Below are 18,937 nucleotides of genomic sequence, written 5' to 3' on the forward strand. Positions count from 1 at the left end.
TTAGTGTCAAAATAGTGAAAAACATCCTGTACGTAAGTGTCAAATAATAATTTGAGACTCTCGTGCGGGATGTTTTATTTCGTTGTGAATCAATTGTTTGTGTAGAAACTAGTCTTGCATGATAAGGTGAGATTTATTCCATGTTACATTTGTTTTAGTTTTTTGGGATTGTAGATACATTTGCAGTGTCAAAAAACCAAAACAAGCTAATTTATGAAAGACCTGACGAACACATCCAATGAGCTAGTAGCACAGATTTTTGCGGACTACCATCAGTCGGTCTTCTTTTATATCTATAAGAAAATAGGGAAAAAAGAAGATGCGGAAGATTTGGTTCAGGACGCATATCTTCGCCTTTTGGAATACCGTGCTATGCTTCGTCCCGATACCGTAAAATATTTCTTGTTTACGATTGTACGTAATCTGGTGTCTGACTATCTCCGCCATTTTTATAAAAAACAGGAAGTGGCCGCTTATCTGGAGGAAAATTATCAGTCACAGCGTGCTGGAGATGCAGATGCCCGTGTCATTGTACGTGACTTGCAGAAGCAAGAACTGATGAGAGTGAATTGTCTGCCTTGTCAGCGTCGTAAAATCTATATTATGAATCGTTTTGAGGGGAAAACATCGGCAGATATTGCGGCCGAATTGAATCTTTCTGTTCGTACGGTAGAGAACCATCTGTTCATCAGCCGCAAGGAAGTACGCAACTATATGAAACAATGTATATAAAATAATGATAAGAAGTAAAAACGTTAATTTAAAGTTTAATCTTATGAAGAATGGTTTTCTGAAAAATTCATCGCAGAGAGTCCTTTTTTCAGCCATGATGGTTTCGGCTTTAGTAGCCGGCAATGTGGCTCCGATGCATGCGGAGGTGACTTCTGTACAATCGGTTCTGCAATCGGTAAGTGTGAAAGGACAAGTGCTGGATGCGGAGGGTATCCCCGTTATTGGTGCAAGTGTTCTTGAAAAAGGAACTACAAATGGAGTGATCACAGACATTGACGGAAATTATTCGTTGAATGTGTCTTCTAAGAATGCAGTAGTGGTGATTTCTTATATTGGCTATAAAACGGTAGAATTGCCAGCTTCTAATCCTAATTTGTCGAAAGTCATTCTTAAGGAAGATACAGAGGTTTTGGATGAAGTAGTGGTTGTAGGCTATGGAGCTCAAAAGAAACAGACTTTGACAGGATCTGTAACAGTTGTGGATGAGAAAATGTTCCAAAACAAAGGAACGGTGAGTAACCCTCTTTCAGCTATGCAGGGACAGGTACCAGGACTACGTATTACTCGTTCTTCTGCTGCTCCTGGTGAGGAAGGATGGGGAATATCTATACGTGGTGCAGTATCTAAGAATTCTGTAGACCCGTTGCTGATTATTGATGGTGTGCCTGCAAGCAGTGTAAGTGAAATGTCCCAGTTAAGTGCAGATGACATTGAATCCATTAACTTCTTAAAGGATGCTTCTGCAGCTATTTATGGAGCTAAGGCAGCTGGAGGTGTAATTCTGGTAACAACGAAACGTCCGGATGCAGGTAAAGCAAAAATAGAATATAGCGGTTCGTTTACTCGTAAAATCGTGGGATTGCAACCTCGTTTGATGAGCCTTGATGAATGGGCCGATGGGGTAATTCAGGCACGTACTAATGATGGTTATGGAGAGGATGATCAATGGATACGTTATGCTAAGTTGGCAAAGTCTTTAAAGGGAAGCTGGATAAACTTGAATGGGGGAGATGGTTCGGTTCCTAATCCAATTCCTAATGCTTTTATTGGTGTAGCCGATTTTGTATTTCACGATATGAACTGGACAGATGTGTTATGGGGAAATGCAAATTCTACACAACACAATTTGAGTCTTTCAGGAGGAACTGATAAATCTAGTTACCGTCTTTCATTGGGTTATCTGAATGATCAAGGTACTTTGCAATGGGGTAATAATTCAAATGAACGTTATAATGTGCGTTTATCTAATAGTTTTAAAATTTCTAATCGTGTTAGTTTGGATTCTAATATGGCCGCTAGCCGTCAGCATCAGGTAGCTCCCACACAGATTAGTGCTGTCTTAGGTGTTTCTATTCCTCAGCCAGGTTTACCGATATCGACTATAGATGGTAAACCTTATGCATGGGGTGGAATTCATACTCCTAACTGGCAGGTAGAACTTGGTGGCGATAATAGACTGACGGTTACTAGTATGAGCGTAAATGAGGTCTTAAAAATAAATATATTGGAAGGGCTTGATTTTCAGGGAACTGTAGGATATAGCACAAATACGGCAATGCGTGATGAGCAATATCTGTCTATTGACTGGTATCAGTATGATGGCACGTTGATCAGAAATGAAAATTCTCCTTATCCTGCACAGGAAAAATCTTCTTACATGAAGAGCGCATCCCGCACAGATAATTGTACGGCTTCTGCTTTCCTTACTTATAAGAAGTTGTTGAACGAGGTTCATGATTTGGCTGTGATGGGAGGTGTACAGTATGATTATGCAGCATATGATTACAGCGCTACTAAAGTCATGGATGTAGAGTCTGCCATTGAATCATTAAATGGTAAAGGACAGGTTTATATTGATAAAGTTGATAAGTGGGAAGAGGCTATATTGTCTTATTTTGGACGTTTCAACTATAATTATAAGTCGAAGTATATGGCAGAGTTGAATGCCCGTTATGACGGTTCCTCTAAATTCTTGCCAGAAAACCGTTGGAATTTCTTCTGGGGAGCATCTGCTGGATGGCGAATCAGTGAGGAAAGCTTTATGGAAGGTATTCATGACTACGTGAGCGAATTGAAATTACGCGCTTCATACGGAGAGGTAGGTAATCAAAGTGGTATCGGACGCTATGATGGTATCCAGTTGTATAATTATAAGTCAAATAGTGGTGCTTTACTGGGAACATCAAAAGGAACTTACGTGGAATCAGCGGGGTTGGTAAGTAAAGTACGTACTTGGGAACGTATTTATAATTACAATTTAGGTTTAGACTTTGGTTTCATAGGAAATCGACTTACCGGAACCTTTGAATTATTTATGAAAAAAAATAACAACATGTTGATTTCCCGTTTATATCCTGGTGTGTTAGGTGGTACAGCACCAAGTACCAATACCGGAAAGTTTATGGCCAAAGGATATGATGGAAGTTTGACCTGGCGTGATAAGATAGGTGAGGTAAATTACCATTTAGGTGGAACATTAACTTATATGACGAATGAATTGATTGATGGAGGAGAAGTGGTGGTAGAGGCTGGATACAATGCAGCATTGAATGGCTATCCGTTAAACTCTATATTTGGTTATCGTTATATGGGGAAAATTCAGACAGATGAGCAGCTGATGAAGTATACACAGAAATATACAGGAAACAATTCCGTAAATATGCCTGCTAACCTTCGTTTAGGAGATCATATGTATGAAGATGTCAATAAGGATGGTAAACTGACTCAGGATGACTTAGTCTTTTTAGGTACTGATGATCCCAAACTGTCTTTCTCTTTTAACTTCGGTTTCGAATGGAGGGGATTTGATTTTAATGCAGTATTTCAAGGAGTTGGAGATCGTACCATCTATCGCGAAATTGATGCATGGAAAGTACCTTTTAAAGCTATTTGGTTGAATACATCTAATCAAAGTGTAGGCAATGTTTGGAGCCCTGAAACTCCCAATAACTATTATCCGAGCTACTCAAACAATAATGATATTAACAACTACAATTACATGGCTTCTACATGGTCTGTAGAAAATGGTGCTTATCTTCGTTTGAAGGATATTGTATTAGGATATACCTTCCCTAAGAATTTGATAAGTAAAACTGGTTTCTTGAGCAATCTACGTGTATATGTTGCGGGAGCAGATTTGTGGGAAAAATCATATATAAACGATGGCTGGGACCCTGAGGCTACACGCAAAGTGGAAAATAAACAGCGCTATCCATTTAACCGTACAATTACTTTTGGTATCAATGCTACTTTCTAAAAATAAAGAAATGATGAAAAAGATAACATATATTTTGGGATTATTTTCTATGCTAACGTTTCAGTCATGTCTTGACATGGAGCCGAAAACTCAGTTGGCAGATACAAATTACTGGCAGACTCCAGACCATTTTAAATTGTTTGCTACTCAGTTCTATGGTTGGACTGTCGATTTTAAACAATTGGATGATAGTCCTCATAGTGATGTTCGTTCTGATTTGCGGACAGGAATCACATTGGATGTCTACAGTAATGGAACGAATAGTATTCCGTCGTCGGATAAAACTTACACCAATAATTACAATCGTATCCGTCAGGTGAACACATTATTGCAGCAGGCTGAAGGTTATGCTGCTCCGGCAGATATCGAAACATCAGTGGGTGAGGCCCATTTCTTCAGAGCCTATTGTTATTTTGATTTGTTGCAGGTATATGGAGATGTCATTATTACTCGTACTCCATTGGATATTGATTCACCTGAAATGCAAATGGCCCGTAACTCTCGCGATGAGGTGGTTGATTTTATTCTGGAAGATTTGGAAGAAGCAATCAGACTTCTTCCTGAAGCAAATGAGATTAGCAGTAAAGATGAAGGTCGTTTGTCTAGTCAGGCTGCGAGTGCTTTTCTTTCTCGTGTCGCTCTTTATGAAGGTACTTGGCAAAAGTTTCGTAATGGTGGACAGAACAATGATCGTTCAAGCGCATTATTGGATATAGCTGCAACGTCTGCTCATGATGTAATAGAAAGTGGTTTCTTTGAACTGTTTGCTCCAGAGGAATTAGGTACTGAAGCTTACAAATATCTTTTTATCCTTGAAAATGATAAATCGAATCCTGCTGGTATTACTAAAAGTGGGAATAAGGAATACATTTTTACTAGACGTCATGATCCTACATTGGCTTCTATTGGTTTTAATATCACACAAGGACGATTGGGTAATGCTGTATACGTGACACGTAAAATGGCAAATATGTATTTGCAAAGTAATGGCTTACCCATTAACCCTCAGACATGGGATTATAGTAAAGTGGATTCCGAGTTCAAGGACCGAGATAACAGAATGAGCAATACGCTTATGATTCCTGGACATACATATTGGGGAACAGGAGGAGGACGTATAGACTGGACTGGAAGTGCAGAAGAAATTGCGAATGCTTCTCATAAGAACTTTATGCCTTCTACTGGTACAGGGTATTTCCCTCATAAATGGTGTTGTGAACGTGATGGGGTACCTACAGGAATGGAAGCATATGATTATCCAATTATCCGTTATGCTGAGGTTTTGTTAAATTATGCTGAGGCAGTATTTGAACGTGATGATAAAATTTCTGATGAAGATTTGGCTATCAGTTTGAATTTGACTCGTAAGCGTGTTAATCCTAATATGCCTGATTTGACCAATGCTTTTGTTTCTGCCAATAATTTGGATATGCGTACTGAGATACGTCGTGAACGTACTGTTGAATTTTATGATGAGAATTTCCGTATTGATGATTTAAAACGATGGAAAACAGCAGAAGAGGAAATGCCGATGAATCTTACAGGAGTTAAATGGAGAGGTACTGATTATGAAACAAAATGGTCGGACGCTTCTTCTAAAACCATGGACGCAGAAGGTTGTATTATTTACGAACAGGGTCGTGTTTGGGAGGAGAAACATTATTTGTATCCTCTGCCTATAGACCAGCTGAAATTAAATCCGAATTTGAAACAAAATCCAGGTTGGGAGTAATAGTTTTATTTGTATTAGCAATCTAATAATATTATATCAATCATGACATACAAAAATATATTATATAAAGGTTGTGCGGCTGTTTGTTTAATAGGGACAATGGCATCTATGGTTTCGTGCAACGATGAAATGGTGTCACCCGAAATGAATGAAAAGGTACTTATTTCTGATATTAATTTAGATGTAACACCTGTATTACCGTTGTTGGTAGGAAGTGATACTATATTGAATTACAGCGTATTGCCAGAAAATGCTTCAGATAAGGGAGTAATTTGGAAATCAGGAAGTCCTGAAATCGCTAGTGTAGATGAAGAGGGACGGATAAAGGCTGTACATGCAGGAACAGCAATTATCTCAGTAATGCCTGCTGTAGGTTTTGCGGTTACTTCTACTGTTGAAATCAAGGTGGTAGATGAGATTATCTTTATAGAAGATATCAATCTTGATATGACGGAAAATGAACTGGAAGTTTATGAAACTGCTTCATTGCAGTTGCGATGGCAAACAATTCCTTCAGATCCTACTTATCCTACGTTGAAATGGGAAAGTTTGACTCCCGAGATTGCAACTGTGACCGAGGATGGGGTTGTGAAAGGCGTGAAAGCTGGGACTGCACGTGTTAAGGCAACAGCTACAGATGGAAAGCATTTTACTAAAGAGTTTACAATTACTGTGAAGCCCATCATCTTTATAGAAACTCTTTCTTTTGTTAAAGAATCAGATAAGTTGGCATTAGGTGAAGTTTATGTACCTCAACTCAATGTAAAACCGGGCAATGCGACACTTTCAGCTTTGAAATGGGAAAGCAGTAAACCGGAAGTAGTTGAGGTTGATGAAAACGGACACTTTATTGCTAAGAAATATGGAACCGCTGTGGTTACTGCTACGGCAGACTATGGTGATGGTAATCCTATTTCTGCTTCTATGAATGTAATAGTAGCTGAGGGTAAAATGAATGATTCATTCGAGTTTATGAACTCATGGGAGAACTTTAACGGACAATGTCTGGAATTCAACTGGTTAGAAGATCAGGGTATTTTAAGTCTTTTCCCTGGTGCTGACAAAAATTATAAAGCTATCCGAATCAAACGAACTGGAGGGTTTGAATTTAATGTGGCTAATTATCCGATTTTGGCATTTAAAGTGAGATTCCCCAAAGATGTATTTGAAGTATCTACAAAGATGGAGTGGTATCTTGATATGTGGGGTGGTTTATCATCTGGAGGTAAATATGGTGCCGATACGAATAAGGGAAACAGAGCCATGGAAGTATTGGATTGTGGTGATTACAAAGTTTTCTATGCTGATTTTACTAAAAAGAAAGTGAATACGGAAATGATGCCGACAAAATTGCAGAAGGTAGATAATGTCGTATTTGAAATTTGGAAAATTTGGTATGAAGCTGATGAAACGGGCACAATAGATGTGGACTGGATTAAAACATTCGAGTCGGAAGAAGCTTTAAAGAGTTTAATAAATGAAGAAAAGAAATAAGGGACGATAAATACAATGGAAATTGAAAGAGACGAAATCTGTAGTCTATATTGGGCGAATAATGTTTTTATAGGTTCGTCTCTTTCATTCTTTCCTTATACCTAATACCTAACAATAAAACAGAAAAATATGAAGTTAAATAGAATATTCTTTCCATTAGTTGCCGTAGGTTTAATGGCAATGAGCTGTTCAGCTGAGTTTGAGCATGGAGTAAATGATATAGATAGCTGGCCTTTGTCTGGTGCAAATTATGAACCGTCTCTGGAACATCCAGGTATACTTCATACACAGAAAGACATTGATCATATTCGCCAGATGGTAAAGGAAAAACAGGAACCTGCTTATAGTGTTTTTCAAGCATTGGAAAAAGAGCCTTTGGCACAATCTTCTTATACGATAAAAGGGCCTTATGAAGTTATTGCACGTGATGGAAATTATGGATATACCAAGCGAAATGCTGAACAGGATTTTGATGCTGTATATTTAAATTCAGTAATGTGGATGATTACACAGGATGAAAATTATGCGAAGAAATCATTGGAACTGATGTTGGCATATGCAGAGGTTTTGAAAGACATTGATGGAAATGATACCGCATTAATGGCTGGTCTTGAAGGAATCAAAATTGTCTATGCATTAGAAATGTTAAGCCATACGTATGATAAAATCAGTGAGACTGATATTCAGAAAGTAAACGATATGCTTCGTAATGTCTTTCTTCCGGTGTGGGAGGAGTTTTATAATACCGATCCTTACACGAATGGAAACTGGGGCTTGCATGTGACAAAATCTTATATGGCTGCTGCTATCTTGTGGGATGATGTAGATATGTATAAAAAATGTGTGAATTTTTATTTGTATGGGAATGATAATGGTACTATTTCACATTATATTGATGGGGATACTGGACAGTGCCAAGAGTCTGGACGTGATCAACAGCATACTGTACTAGGACTTGGGGCCGTATCTGCTATCTGTGAATTAGCTTGGAAACAAGGAAATGACCTTTATTCTGCATATGAGAACCGTGCCTTATTTGGTTATGAATATACGGTAAAATATAATTTAGGGTATGATGTGCCTTTTGAAACTTGGACGGATGTCACAGGCAAATATTGTAAATGGGACGTTATTTCCAAAGAGACCAAAGATAAAAATGGAGGAGTGGATACAGAGCGGGGTAATTGTTGGCAGCCTGTATTTTATATGGTATACAATCATTATGTACAACGTAAGAAATTAAGTATGCCCTACACAGAATCATTACTGGAAACGTATACGGAAGATAAGTATGACGGGGGACATCCAAGCTACGGTCCGTTGCTGTTTAATGATTTGAAATAATGTCTCAATATTTATATTTATAATTGGTGAAAGCAGCCGGCCATTTGTGTCGGCTGTTTTTGAAATCAAACCATAGTTCATGAAAAAGAAAACAACAATATTAGGTCTCCTGCTCTGTCTGGCAAGTCTGACATGGGCACAGCAGAACGAGTGGGAGAACCCTGCGCGATACGAGTGGAACAAAGAGAAGCCGCACGTAGACTTTGCGTTGTATGAGAATGCGGAGGACGCGCGTACGGAGGATCACAGCCGCTCGCCGTGGATTCATTCACTGAACGGTACCTGGAAGTTCCGTTATGCTTCTTCGATAGAAGAGAGTGTGAAAGATTTTTATCGTACCGACCTTTCGGAGGAAGGCTGGCAGGAGATTGCCGTACCGTCCAACTGGGAACTGAAGGGTTTTGGCGAACCGATTATCCGCAATATCCAGTATGTATTCTCACCGAATCCTCCTTTTATTGATGTAGAGAATCCGGTGGGTACCTACCGCACATGGTTCACGGTGCCCGCGGGTTGGGATGAACGTGAGGTGATGCTGCACTTTGGTTCCATCAGCGGCTATGCCCGTGTGTTTGTCAACGGAAAGCAGGTGGGCATGACCAAGGCTTCCAAGTCACCTGCGGAGTTCAATGTGACTTCTTTTCTGAAAGAAGGAAAGAACCTGCTGGCTGTGCAAGTGTACCGCTGGCACGACGGAAGTTACATGGAAGACCAGGACTTTTGGCGCTTGTCGGGTATTGAGCGTGATGTGTACCTTCAGGCGTATCCGAAGCTGACTATCTGGGACTTTTTCCTTAGAGCGGGACTGGATGATAATTATAAGCACGGGGTGTTCCGTGGAACGGTTGACCTGCGTGAGTTCAGCGGAAACCAGATGAAACAGGGTATGGTGAAGCTGGAACTGCTGGACAAGAATGGCAAGAAGGTGTGGGCACAGAGCAGACGCTTTGACCGGGAGAAACAGGCGGAAACGCTTTCATTCTCCGGAACGGTCAGTCGGGTAAAACAATGGAATGCCGAGCACCCTTATCTGTATGACTGCGTGCTGACACTGGCCGATATGTCGGGAAAGCCACAGTCGGTCACGGCCTGCAAGGTGGGTTTTCGTCGAATTGAAATCAAGAACTCAAAGCTGTTAGTGAACGGGGTACCGGTGTATATCAAAGGCGTGAACCGTCACGAGCACAACGACAGCCTGGGGCATGTACAGAGCCTGGACATCATGATGACCGACTTGAAACTGATGAAGCAGCTGAACATGAATGCGGTGCGTACGTGCCACTATCCTAACCATCCGCTGTTTTACAAGTTGTGCGATAAGTATGGATTTTATGTGGTGGATGAGGCAAACATCGAGACTCACGGAATGGGTTCCGTGCCTTACTTCAAGGATACGATTCCGCATCCGGCTTACCGTCCGGAATGGTATGCGGCACATGTGGATCGCATTACGCGCCTGGTAGAGAGAGACAAGAACCATGCGTGCGTCATCGGCTGGTCATTGGGTAATGAGTGTGGCAACGGAATGGTGTTCCACGATGAGTACAAGCGACTGAAAGCGTACGATCCCGACCGTTTCGTGCAGTTTGAACAAGCGTGGGAAGACTGGAATACGGACGTGGTATGCCCTATGTATCCCAGCTTTGGCCGGATGAAGGAATACCGCAACTCGGGTAAGACGCGTCCCTATATCATGTGTGAGTATGCGCATGCGCAGGGCAACAGTAACGGAAACATCAAAGACCTGTGGGAGGTGATTTACGACAGCCCGAATATGCAGGGGGGATTTATCTGGGACTTCATGGACCAGGGATTCAAGACACGGACAGAAGATGGCCGCACATACTGGACCTACAACGGAAAGATGGGCAGTCATCGCTGGCTGGAGGATAAGAAAACGGAATTGAACACGGGTACAGACGGGTTGATTTCAGCCAACGGGGTGCCTAAACCGCAGGCTTACGAGGTGAAGAAGGTGTATCAGTACATCCATTTCAAGGCAGACGATTTGTCGGATGGAAAGATTTCAGTGCGCAACCTGTATGACTTTACCGACCTTTCTGCGTATGATTTCCGTTGGCAGTTGGTGAAGAATGGGTTGCCGACTGACTCCGGACGTTTTGAAGTGCGCCTGAAACCGCATGCTTCCAAAGAAGTGAAGCTGTCGCTTCCGGAGATTCCTGCGGATGGAAATGAATATTATCTGAACTTGTATGCCTATACGCGTGAGGCTACAGACTTGGTTCCGGCAGGCTTCGAAGTGGCTCGTGAGCAATTGAAGATTGGAACGGGGGATTTCTTTGCCGTACAGCCGGAAGCAGAGGGACAGCTGACTGCCGAAGTGAAGGGTAACGTGCTGTCGTTCCAGTCGGGCCGGGTATCAGGCAAGATTGACCTGAAGAAAGGAATGCTTTTTCAGTATGCGCTGGATGGCAAGTCTCCACTGTCGCAGTATCCGGAGCCGGCGTTCTGGCGTGTGCCGACCGACAATGACTTCGGCAACAAAATGCCGTTGCTTTGCGGTGTGTGGCGTACGGCTCATGTAAACCGTTCGGTGCGCAAGGTGTCAGTGGGCGAGCAGGATGCCGATGGAATTCGGGTAACAGTAGACTGGATGCTGGAAGATGTGCAGGTGCCTTATACGATGGAATACCAGATCTGTCCCGATGGTTCGGTGGTAGTAACAGGAAGCATCGACCTGACGGGACGGAAGCTTCTGGAACTTCCTCGTTTTGGTATGCGCATGGAACTGAAGAAGGACTATGAACGTTTGGTGTACTACGGTCGTGGACCGGAAGAAAATTATACCGACCGTTGCAGCTCTACTTTCGTAGGACGTTATGAAGATACGGTCAGCAATCAGTTCTATCCGTACATCCGTCCGCAGGAAACGGGTAACAAGACCGATGTACGTTGGGTTTCACTGCTTGATGCCCAGGGATTCGGACTGAAAGTGACGGGGTTGCAGCCACTGGCTTTCACCGCTCTGCACTTTACGCCGGAGGACCTTGATCCGGGGCTGAGTCGCAAATTACAGCATACGGTGGACGTGATTCCGCAGAAGAACGTGTGCCTACATGTTGACCTGAAACAACGCGGATTGGGAGGCGACAACAGCTGGGGCATGTATCCGCACAATGAATACCGCCTGCTGGACAAGAAGTACAGCTATAGCTATAAACTTCAGTTGGTAGACGGAGAATAAAGACAATACAAATACTGAAATATATAGTAAGGAAAAGGCCGGAAATAGCATCTGTAATAGGATGCTGTTTTTCGGCCTTTTTTGTTTCTTACCTAAAAATGCATTCTTTTTTAGGTAAATCATTTTCTCCATACGTAACTATTTACAAAAGCGTGAATTTGGTGTCGCGTACGGTATCCGAAATTGTAGGAACGAATAATAAATAAAAGAAAGATGAAAAGAGGAGTGTGTATATTATGGATGGTAATGGCCTGGCTGCAGACAGTTTGTGCCGGAGAGTGGCAGTGGGCGGTCACATTGAAAGGTTTTGTATCGGACGAAACGAAAAAGGAACCGGAGGCCTTCTTGTGGGTTCCGGCACATTGCGAGCGCCTGTCGGCCGTGATGTGGAGCCAGCAGAACATGACGGAAGAGATGTTGTTTGATATGCCTTCTTTCCGTGACTCACTGGCCGAGATGGGAGTGGGACTGATTTGGATTGCTCCCGGAATAGACCAGCAGTGGGATGTGCGCAAAGGTATACAGAAAGTATTTGACCAGATGATGAACGATCTGGCGGAAGTGAGCGGATACACGGAACTGCGTGAGTTGCCTCTTATTCCTTTCGGGCATTCGGCTATGGCTACCTTCCCGTGGAACTTTGCGGCGTGGAATTCGGATCGGACACTGGCGGTGGTGTCTTTCCATGGGGATGCGCCGCGCACCAATTTGTGCGGTTACGGGCGTGAGAACCTGGAGTGGGGACGGACGCGGAACATTAACGGCATTCCCGGACTGATGATTGAAGGGGAATATGAATGGTGGGAAGCCCGGGTAAATCCGGCATTGGCTTTTCGGATGATGTATCCGGAGAGTTGCATTTCGTTTCTTTGTGATACAGGTAGGGGACATTTCGATGTATCGGAACAGACAGCCCGTTACATTTCCCGTTTTATCCGGAAAGCATTGGAGCAACGCTTGCCAGCCGATGGCGGAAAGACACTGAAGAAAGTGAATCCGGCTGAGGGTTGGCTGGTACAGCGCTGGTCGTCCAATGAACGTGTAAGGCGTGCTACCCCTGCACCGGTGGCATGTTACAAGGGGGATGCACACGATGCCTTCTGGTATTTCGACCGGGAAATGGCAGAGCTTACCGAGCAGCGTTACAAGGAACATAAACTGAAAAAGATGCAGTATTTAGGCTTTTGCCAGCAGGGCAAGCAGGTGAATTATAACCCGAAACTGCATGCTGGGGTGTTGCTGACGTTCTTGCCCGAAGAAGATGGAGTGACGTTTCATCTGAATGCCTGCTTTACGGATTCGCTTCGTCAGGAAATGACGGGCGAACATGCGGCGGGAAAGATTCGTCTGGAACGTATTTGTGGTCCGGTGGAGCAGGTGGATGATACTACGTTTACGGTCCGTTTTTATCGGATGGGGATGTACAATCCGCGCCGTACGTCGGACATCTGGTTGCTGGCCAGTCATCCGGGCGATAAGAACTATAAGGGAGCCGTGCAGCAAGCAAATTTGCGCATCCCTTACCGGCTGACGGAAGGAAAACGTCAGCACATTCTTTTCCCGGGATTGGAAGACGTGAAGACTGGAAGTGCATCGTTGCCCTTGAAAGCGGTTTCTGACTGTGGCTTGCCTGTATATTACTACGTGAAGGAAGGTCCGGCTCGCATCACGGAGAACAACACGCTAGAGTTTACTCCGATTCCGCCACGGAGCCGTTTCCCGGTTAAAGTGACGGTCGTGGCCTGGCAGTATGGATTGAAGGGAAAGGTACAGACTGCCGAACCGGTGGAGCGCAGCTTTTATATTTATAAATGATACTTTCTTGTGAACTGATAATAGATAGCCCTGACAGACTTCCCGTGTGGTGAAGCATGTCAGGGCTATTGTATAAAGATTTTCAGCTCTTCTTATTTTTTCAGCATCTGGAACAGTTTGTCCAGTTTTGGCGACATGATAATCTCCGTGCGGCGGTTCTTGGCGCGTCCTTCTGCTGTTTCATTGTCGGCCACCGGCATGAATTCTCCACGTCCGCTAGGTTGTATCTGCAATGGATTGACCTTGTATTTTTCAATCAGGATACGTACTACAGAAGTAGCTCGGATTACGCTCAGGTCCCAGTTGTCCTTGAATTGTGCGGTATGAATCGGTTTGTTGTCGGTGTGTCCTTCAATGCATACGTCAATTTCAGTCTGTTTGTTCAGCACCTCGGCCAGTTTACCCAAGGCTTCTTCGCCACGCTTGTCCAGTTTGGCACTTCCGGATTGAAACAACAGTTTATCAGACATGGCCACATAGACCTTGCCATTCTGTTCGCGTACGGTCAGTTCGTCACTACTGAAGCCAAGCAAGGCATCCTTTACACTGTTGAGCAGATTTTGCACCTGGGCATTTTGCTGGTCTATCATGCTTTGCAGTTCTTGAATGGTTTTTTCGCGTTCATCCAGTTCTTTTAGCTTTTCACCGAGCAACGCATTCAGTTTTTCCTGTTCATTCATGTTGCTCGACAGCAGTTGCTGGTAATGTCGGATTGAGGTCCCTTTTCGGCTTGTATCTTGCTGCAATTGGGCAATCTGTCCACGCATCTTGTCCATTTCGTTGTGGCATTCATTTAATTGTCCTTGCAGTTTATCGCCTCTGGAAAGAGCTTCTATTCTTCCGTTCTCTGCAAGAAGGAATTTTTTCTTGGTGACACACGAGGTGCTGCTTATCATCAGTACTCCGGTCAGCACTATTACATTTAATCTTTTCATAGTCTTATATTTTTACAAAAAAATGTGGTTCTATTTTTTGTGTGAAGGACACCCGTTGCATCCGCTACATCCGCATCCACATCCGTTTGAATTTCCTTTTCGGTGGATAAGGGTACGGAAAAGGTGCCTGCCAGCCCAGAGAAGGCAGCAGGCTACAATGATATATACGAGAATGTCTTGAATATCCATAATGGTAAAAATTATTAGATGAATAAACTTCCTATCTGATAGACTCCGAGTGATACAATCCATGCCAATACGGTGGTGTAGGTTGCAGCAAAGATAGCCCATTTCCATCCACCGGATTCCTGCTTGATGGCAGCTAAGGTTGCAATGCACGGGAAGTAAATCAGTACGAACAACATGTATCCGTAGGCTACGAGTGGTGTGATAGGGATGCGTTCTGAAAGATCGACGGAGTCCACATCGTCTTCGTTAGTGTAGAGCACTCCCAAAGTGCTTACCACAAGTTCTTTGGCTCCGATTCCCGACAGAATGCCGATACCCATTTTCCAGTCGAATCCCAACGGCTCGATGGCTGGTTCAATGGCTTTTCCTAACTGGCCGATATAGGAGTTCTCCTGTTGCTCGGCAGTGGTTTCGTATGCTTCGTGGTTAGGATAGTATCCCAGAAACCAGATGATAATGGAAGCTACCATGATGATTCCACCCATCTTTTTAAGGTACTGCTTTCCTTTCTCCCATGTGTGGCGCAGCACGACTTTGGCGGTTGGCATGCGGTAGGGAGGAAGTTCCATCACGAAGGGGCTGTCATCGCCTTTCACCAGGAACTTGGTGAAGATGCGGGCCATGAGTACGGCCAGCAGGATGCCGATGGCATAGATGGACAACAGAATCAGACTGGCTTTGCCGGGGAAGAATGCGCCGATCATGACCAGGTAGATGGGAAGGCGGGCACTGCACGACATGAGCGGGTTCACTAACATGGTGACCAGTCGTGCCTTGCGGCTCTCGATGATACGCGATGACATGATGGCAGGTACATTACATCCGAATCCCATGATGAGCGGGATGAACGATTTTCCGTGAAGTCCCATTTTATGCATGATTTTATCCATGATAAAGGCTGCACGTGCCATGTAGCCGGAATCTTCCATAAAGGAAATAAAAAAGTAGAGCAGCAGGATATTGGGCAGGAAGACAATCACGCCTCCTACACCACCAATGATTCCGTCAATAATCAGGTCTTTCAGCGGGCCCGGACTCAGGAAGGTTTCTGCTCCCTGTGCAATAAGTCCCACGAACCATTCGATGGCTTGTTGCGGGTATTCTCCCAACACAAAGGTACCTTCGAACATGATATACAGGAAGATGAAGAAAATGGGGAATCCCCAGAAACGGTTGGTCACGATGCTGTCTACCACTCGTGTAAACGCTTCCGTGTCATGATTATTTTGGGTAAAGGTTTCCTTCAAGGCTCCTGAGATAAAGCCATATTTGGCGTCGGCAATGCATTGTTCGCTGTCGTCATTGCCCAGCTCACGCAGACGTGCCGCTTCGTTGTCTCTGATAGCCAGGATTTCTGCTCCGTTGGGGAGGGGAGCGATGACGCGTGTCTCTATATCCTTGTCATTCTCCAGCAACTTGATGGCCAGAAAACGGGTAGAGTATTTGTGACGGATATTTTCGTTTTTACTGATTTCCCTCTTTACGTTGTCGATGCTTCGTTCAATTTCCGGTCCGTGGTTGATGTGGATGTGGCGGATAAAACCTTTGGCGGTGAAGTTGTCTTCTTCGCCTGCCCCTTCATACTTATGTCCGGGCACATAGGCATCGTGCCATTCGCGGAAGTCGCGGAGAATTTCGTTCTTGATTTCTTCCTTCTGCCCCATGAAGTCGGCTCCCTCATACAGACCGATAATAACGTGGAACAGGTTGTCAATGCCTTCGCCCGTACGACTTACTGTTGGTACCATAGGTACTCCCAACAGTTCGCTCAACTTGTGGTAGTTCAGTTTGTTGCCGCTGTGCTGCAGGGCATCGTACATGTTCAGTGCCACTACCATGCGCACGTTCATATCAATAAGCTGGGTCGTGAGGTAGAGATTACGTTCCAAGTTGCCTGCATCCACCACGTTGATGATAACGTCGGGTGTTTCCTCGATGATGTGTTTACGCACATAGAGTTCTTCCGGGCTGTAGGCCGAAAGGGAGTAAGTACCCGGCAAGTCCACCAGACGGAAGTGATAACCTTGAAAATCAAAGAAACCCTCTTTGGCATCTACGGTCACACCGCTGTAGTTGCCCACGTGTTCGTGTCCACCTGAAGCGACGTTGAAAAGTGAGGTTTTTCCGCAGTTTGGATTTCCCACCAGTGCCACATTGATGGTGCGTCGTTTTCCTTGTGCAATGTTTTTCATAACCTCATCGCTTACGGGGATACCCTGCGAAATAGGTTCATGGTAAGTATCTGTGGCGGCTGTACGTCGTGCTTCTTCTTCGCTGACGATTTCAATCATATCAGCTTCCTGTCGGCGGAGGGATACTTCGTAACCCATTATTTTGTATTTGATGGGGTCTTTGAGCGGTGCATTGAGTACCACTTCCACTGTTTTTCCCTTAATGAACCCCATTTCAATGATGCGACGGCGGAATCCTCCGTGTCCGAGGACTTTGATGATGACGCCTTTTTCGCCAGTTTTCAATTCAGAGAGTTTCATGTTTTATTCACTGTTTTAATTCGATGCAAAGATAGGGCATTGCATCTTTTTCTGCAAACTATTTAGAATGTTTTTAAATTACAGCATCTGTATGGAGCTTTTTCATTTTTATCTCTAAGTTTGTACTATGTTTATAAAGAAAGTCAGTCAGTTTATAGAAGAAAAGCACTTGTTTGGCTTCAGCGACAAAGTGCTGGTGGCATTGAGCGGTGGGGCCGACTCGGTGGCTCTGTTGCGGGTGCTTTTGCGTTTGGGCTATGCATGCGAGGCGGCTCATTGTAACTTTCATCTCCGGGGAGAAGAGTCGGTGCGTGATGAGCGTTTTGTGCGGGCATTAGCTGAAAGGTTAGGAGTGCCTTTGCACGTGATTCATTTTGATACAAACGCTTATGCTGCTTCTCATAATGTGTCGGTCGAGATGGCAGCCCGTGAGTTACGTTATGACTGGTTCACAAAATTGCGCCAGGAATGCGGAGCAAAGGTGGTGGCGGTGGCGCATCACCGTGATGACAGTGTGGAAACGTTTCTGCTCAACCTGGTGCGGGGAACAGGTATCAACGGTTTGCAGGGTATCCGTCCGGTGAATGGAGATGTGGTGCGCCCGTTGCTGTGTGTGAGTCGTGCGGAGATTTTGGACTATCTTTCTTCGTTGGGACAGGATTATGTGACAGACAGCACCAACCTGCAGGATGAGTTTGTGCGCAACAAGCTTCGTCTGAATGTAATTCCGATGCTGGAAACCATCAATCCGTCAGTGAGTGATACAATTGCGGACACTGCACGCAGGTTGTCGGATGTAGCACAGGTGTATCAGGAGGCTATACAGGCGGCTAAGCAACGGGTGATGCCTGATGGGGAAACTATTGATATTCCTGCTTTGTGCAGGGAGCCGGGCGCACAGAATCTGCTTTTTGAACTGCTATATCCGTTGGGGTTCAATGCAGCACAAGTGAATGATGTGTTCCGTGCATTGCATGGAGAATCGGGAAGGATGTTTTATAGTCGTGAATGGGTTTTATTAATTGACCGTAACCGGTTGATACGTCGTCCGTCGGGAGAGGTGGAACCTCAGCCTGAGTTATGTCTGGAACGGATGGAAGTAAATCCTCCTTTTTCTGTTCCTCATAATAATAAAGAAGCTTATGTGGATGCAGAGAAAGTACAAGGTGAGCTGACTTTACGCAAATGGCAGTCAGGAGATAAGTTTATTCCGTTTGGGATGAAAGGTTTTAAATCTGTTCGTAATTATTTGCGTGACAAAAAGTTCTCTCGTTTTGAAAAAGAACGCCAGTGGGTGGTGTGTGATGGCGACCGTATCGTGTGGCTTGTGAATGAACGGTTGGATAATCGCTTCCGAGTAACGTCAGAGACACGGTTTGTTATAAATCTGAAGCTAAAGCTTGTCTAATTGCATTATCTGCAGTTTTTTGTATTAAAAGATGCAAAAAAAGAGAGGGTAAAGTTATCACATTGAGGGAATTGTATTTACTTTGAATACGTTTAATTTAAATTGTAGTCAGAATTATGAACGAATTAATTGCAAAAATCAAAGAATTGAATGCCGCTTTGGTTGCAGATGCTGAATTGCAGGCAGAAAAAGGTAACAAAGCTGCAGGAACTCGTGCCCGTAAGGCATCCTTGGAGTTAGAAAAAGTTTTGAAAGAATTTAGAAAAGTATCTCTGGAAGAGTCAAAAAAATAAATAGTTTCAAGACGGACTCATGTCTGAGGGAGAGAGGTTATA

12 protein-coding genes are annotated in these 18,937 nt (G+C 43.9%); 9 read left to right on the plus strand and 3 right to left on the minus strand.

The annotated features are described in order from the left end of the window. Positions 1-213 precede the first annotated feature (213 nt). From BACPLE_RS11110 to BACPLE_RS11140, 7 genes are all read left to right on the plus strand, one after another. On the plus strand, positions 214-732 hold the full coding sequence (locus BACPLE_RS11110) for a sigma-70 family RNA polymerase sigma factor (RefSeq protein WP_007561903.1): 519 nt from the start codon (positions 214-216) through the stop codon (positions 730-732). 43 nt (positions 733-775) lie between these two features. After that, positions 776-3,988 carry a SusC/RagA family TonB-linked outer membrane protein gene (locus BACPLE_RS11115; RefSeq protein WP_040312880.1) on the plus strand — a complete coding sequence of 1,071 codons (3,213 nt, stop codon included), beginning with the start codon at positions 776-778 and terminating at the stop codon, positions 3,986-3,988. Positions 3,989-4,001: 13 nt separating this feature from the next. After that, positions 4,002-5,720 carry a RagB/SusD family nutrient uptake outer membrane protein gene (locus BACPLE_RS11120; protein WP_040313014.1) on the plus strand — a complete coding sequence of 573 codons (1,719 nt, stop codon included), beginning with the start codon at positions 4,002-4,004 and terminating at the stop codon, positions 5,718-5,720. 42 nt (positions 5,721-5,762) lie between these two features. Further along, complete coding sequence (locus BACPLE_RS11125) at positions 5,763-7,214, plus strand: Ig-like domain-containing protein (RefSeq protein WP_007561906.1); 1,452 nt, start codon at positions 5,763-5,765, stop codon at positions 7,212-7,214. Between the two features lie 129 nt (positions 7,215-7,343). Continuing rightward, positions 7,344-8,558, plus strand: coding sequence for an alginate lyase family protein (locus BACPLE_RS11130; protein WP_007561907.1), 1,215 nt, complete (start codon positions 7,344-7,346; stop codon positions 8,556-8,558). A gap of 79 nt (positions 8,559-8,637) precedes the next feature. Continuing rightward, the gene (locus BACPLE_RS11135) at positions 8,638-11,763 is read left to right on the plus strand and encodes a glycoside hydrolase family 2 TIM barrel-domain containing protein (protein WP_007561908.1); all 3,126 of its coding nucleotides are present in this window, start codon (positions 8,638-8,640) and stop codon (positions 11,761-11,763) included. Between the two features lie 213 nt (positions 11,764-11,976). After that, complete coding sequence (locus BACPLE_RS11140) at positions 11,977-13,578, plus strand: hypothetical protein (protein WP_007561909.1); 1,602 nt, start codon at positions 11,977-11,979, stop codon at positions 13,576-13,578. A 92-nt stretch (positions 13,579-13,670) separates the two neighbouring features. Here BACPLE_RS11140 and BACPLE_RS11145 read toward each other — a convergent pair whose 3' ends face one another. From BACPLE_RS11145 to feoB, 3 genes are read right to left on the minus strand one after another with little or no spacing between them, the layout of a single operon-like run. Beyond that, positions 13,671-14,513 (minus strand): OmpA family protein, encoded by an 843-nt coding sequence (locus BACPLE_RS11145; RefSeq protein ID WP_007561911.1) that lies wholly within the window; start codon positions 14,511-14,513, stop codon positions 13,671-13,673. 30 nt (positions 14,514-14,543) lie between these two features. Beyond that, entirely contained in the window at positions 14,544-14,810 is a 267-nt protein-coding gene (locus BACPLE_RS19855) for a FeoB-associated Cys-rich membrane protein (RefSeq protein ID WP_316928363.1), read from the minus strand. Beyond that, entirely contained in the window at positions 14,717-17,194 is a 2,478-nt protein-coding gene (feoB, locus tag BACPLE_RS11150; RefSeq protein ID WP_007561918.1) for a ferrous iron transport protein B, read from the minus strand. Before feoB ends, BACPLE_RS19855 begins: the two co-directional genes overlap by 94 nt. 127 nt (positions 17,195-17,321) lie before the next feature. Between feoB and tilS the strand changes: the two genes are divergently transcribed. Further along, a complete protein-coding gene (tilS, locus tag BACPLE_RS11155; protein ID WP_007561920.1) occupies positions 17,322-18,602 on the plus strand; it encodes a tRNA lysidine(34) synthetase TilS in 1,281 nt (426 codons plus the stop codon). 116 nt (positions 18,603-18,718) lie between these two features. Further along, positions 18,719-18,895 carry a histone H1 gene (locus tag BACPLE_RS11160; RefSeq protein ID WP_007561922.1) on the plus strand — a complete coding sequence of 59 codons (177 nt, stop codon included), beginning with the start codon at positions 18,719-18,721 and terminating at the stop codon, positions 18,893-18,895. Positions 18,896-18,937 lie beyond the last annotated feature (42 nt).

It is taken from the genome of Phocaeicola plebeius DSM 17135, assembly GCF_000187895.1.
GTDB lineage: Bacteria > Bacteroidota > Bacteroidia > Bacteroidales > Bacteroidaceae > Phocaeicola > Phocaeicola plebeius.

Bases quoted from the DNA above. Each gene is read 5' to 3' on its own strand.
- BACPLE_RS11110 (WP_007561903.1), top strand. From the start codon at position 214: ATGAAAGACCTGACGAACACATCCAATGAGCTAGTAGCACAGATTTTT.
- BACPLE_RS11160 (WP_007561922.1), top strand. From the start codon at position 18,719: ATGAACGAATTAATTGCAAAAATCAAAGAATTGAATGCCGCTTTGGTT.
- BACPLE_RS11145 (WP_007561911.1), bottom strand. From the start codon at position 14,513: ATGAAAAGATTAAATGTAATAGTGCTGACCGGAGTACTGATGATAAGC.
- BACPLE_RS19855 (WP_316928363.1), bottom strand. From the start codon at position 14,810: ATGGAAATGGGCTATCTTTGCTGCAACCTACACCACCGTATTGGCATG.
- BACPLE_RS11115 (WP_040312880.1), top strand. From the start codon at position 776: ATGAAGAATGGTTTTCTGAAAAATTCATCGCAGAGAGTCCTTTTTTCA.
- BACPLE_RS11120 (WP_040313014.1), top strand. From the start codon at position 4,002: ATGAAAAAGATAACATATATTTTGGGATTATTTTCTATGCTAACGTTT.
- BACPLE_RS11140 (WP_007561909.1), top strand. From the start codon at position 11,977: ATGAAAAGAGGAGTGTGTATATTATGGATGGTAATGGCCTGGCTGCAG.
- BACPLE_RS11130 (WP_007561907.1), top strand. From the start codon at position 7,344: ATGAAGTTAAATAGAATATTCTTTCCATTAGTTGCCGTAGGTTTAATG.
- BACPLE_RS11125 (WP_007561906.1), top strand. From the start codon at position 5,763: ATGACATACAAAAATATATTATATAAAGGTTGTGCGGCTGTTTGTTTA.
- tilS (WP_007561920.1), top strand. From the start codon at position 17,322: ATGTTTATAAAGAAAGTCAGTCAGTTTATAGAAGAAAAGCACTTGTTT.
- feoB (WP_007561918.1), bottom strand. From the start codon at position 17,194: ATGAAACTCTCTGAATTGAAAACTGGCGAAAAAGGCGTCATCATCAAA.
- BACPLE_RS11135 (WP_007561908.1), top strand. From the start codon at position 8,638: ATGAAAAAGAAAACAACAATATTAGGTCTCCTGCTCTGTCTGGCAAGT.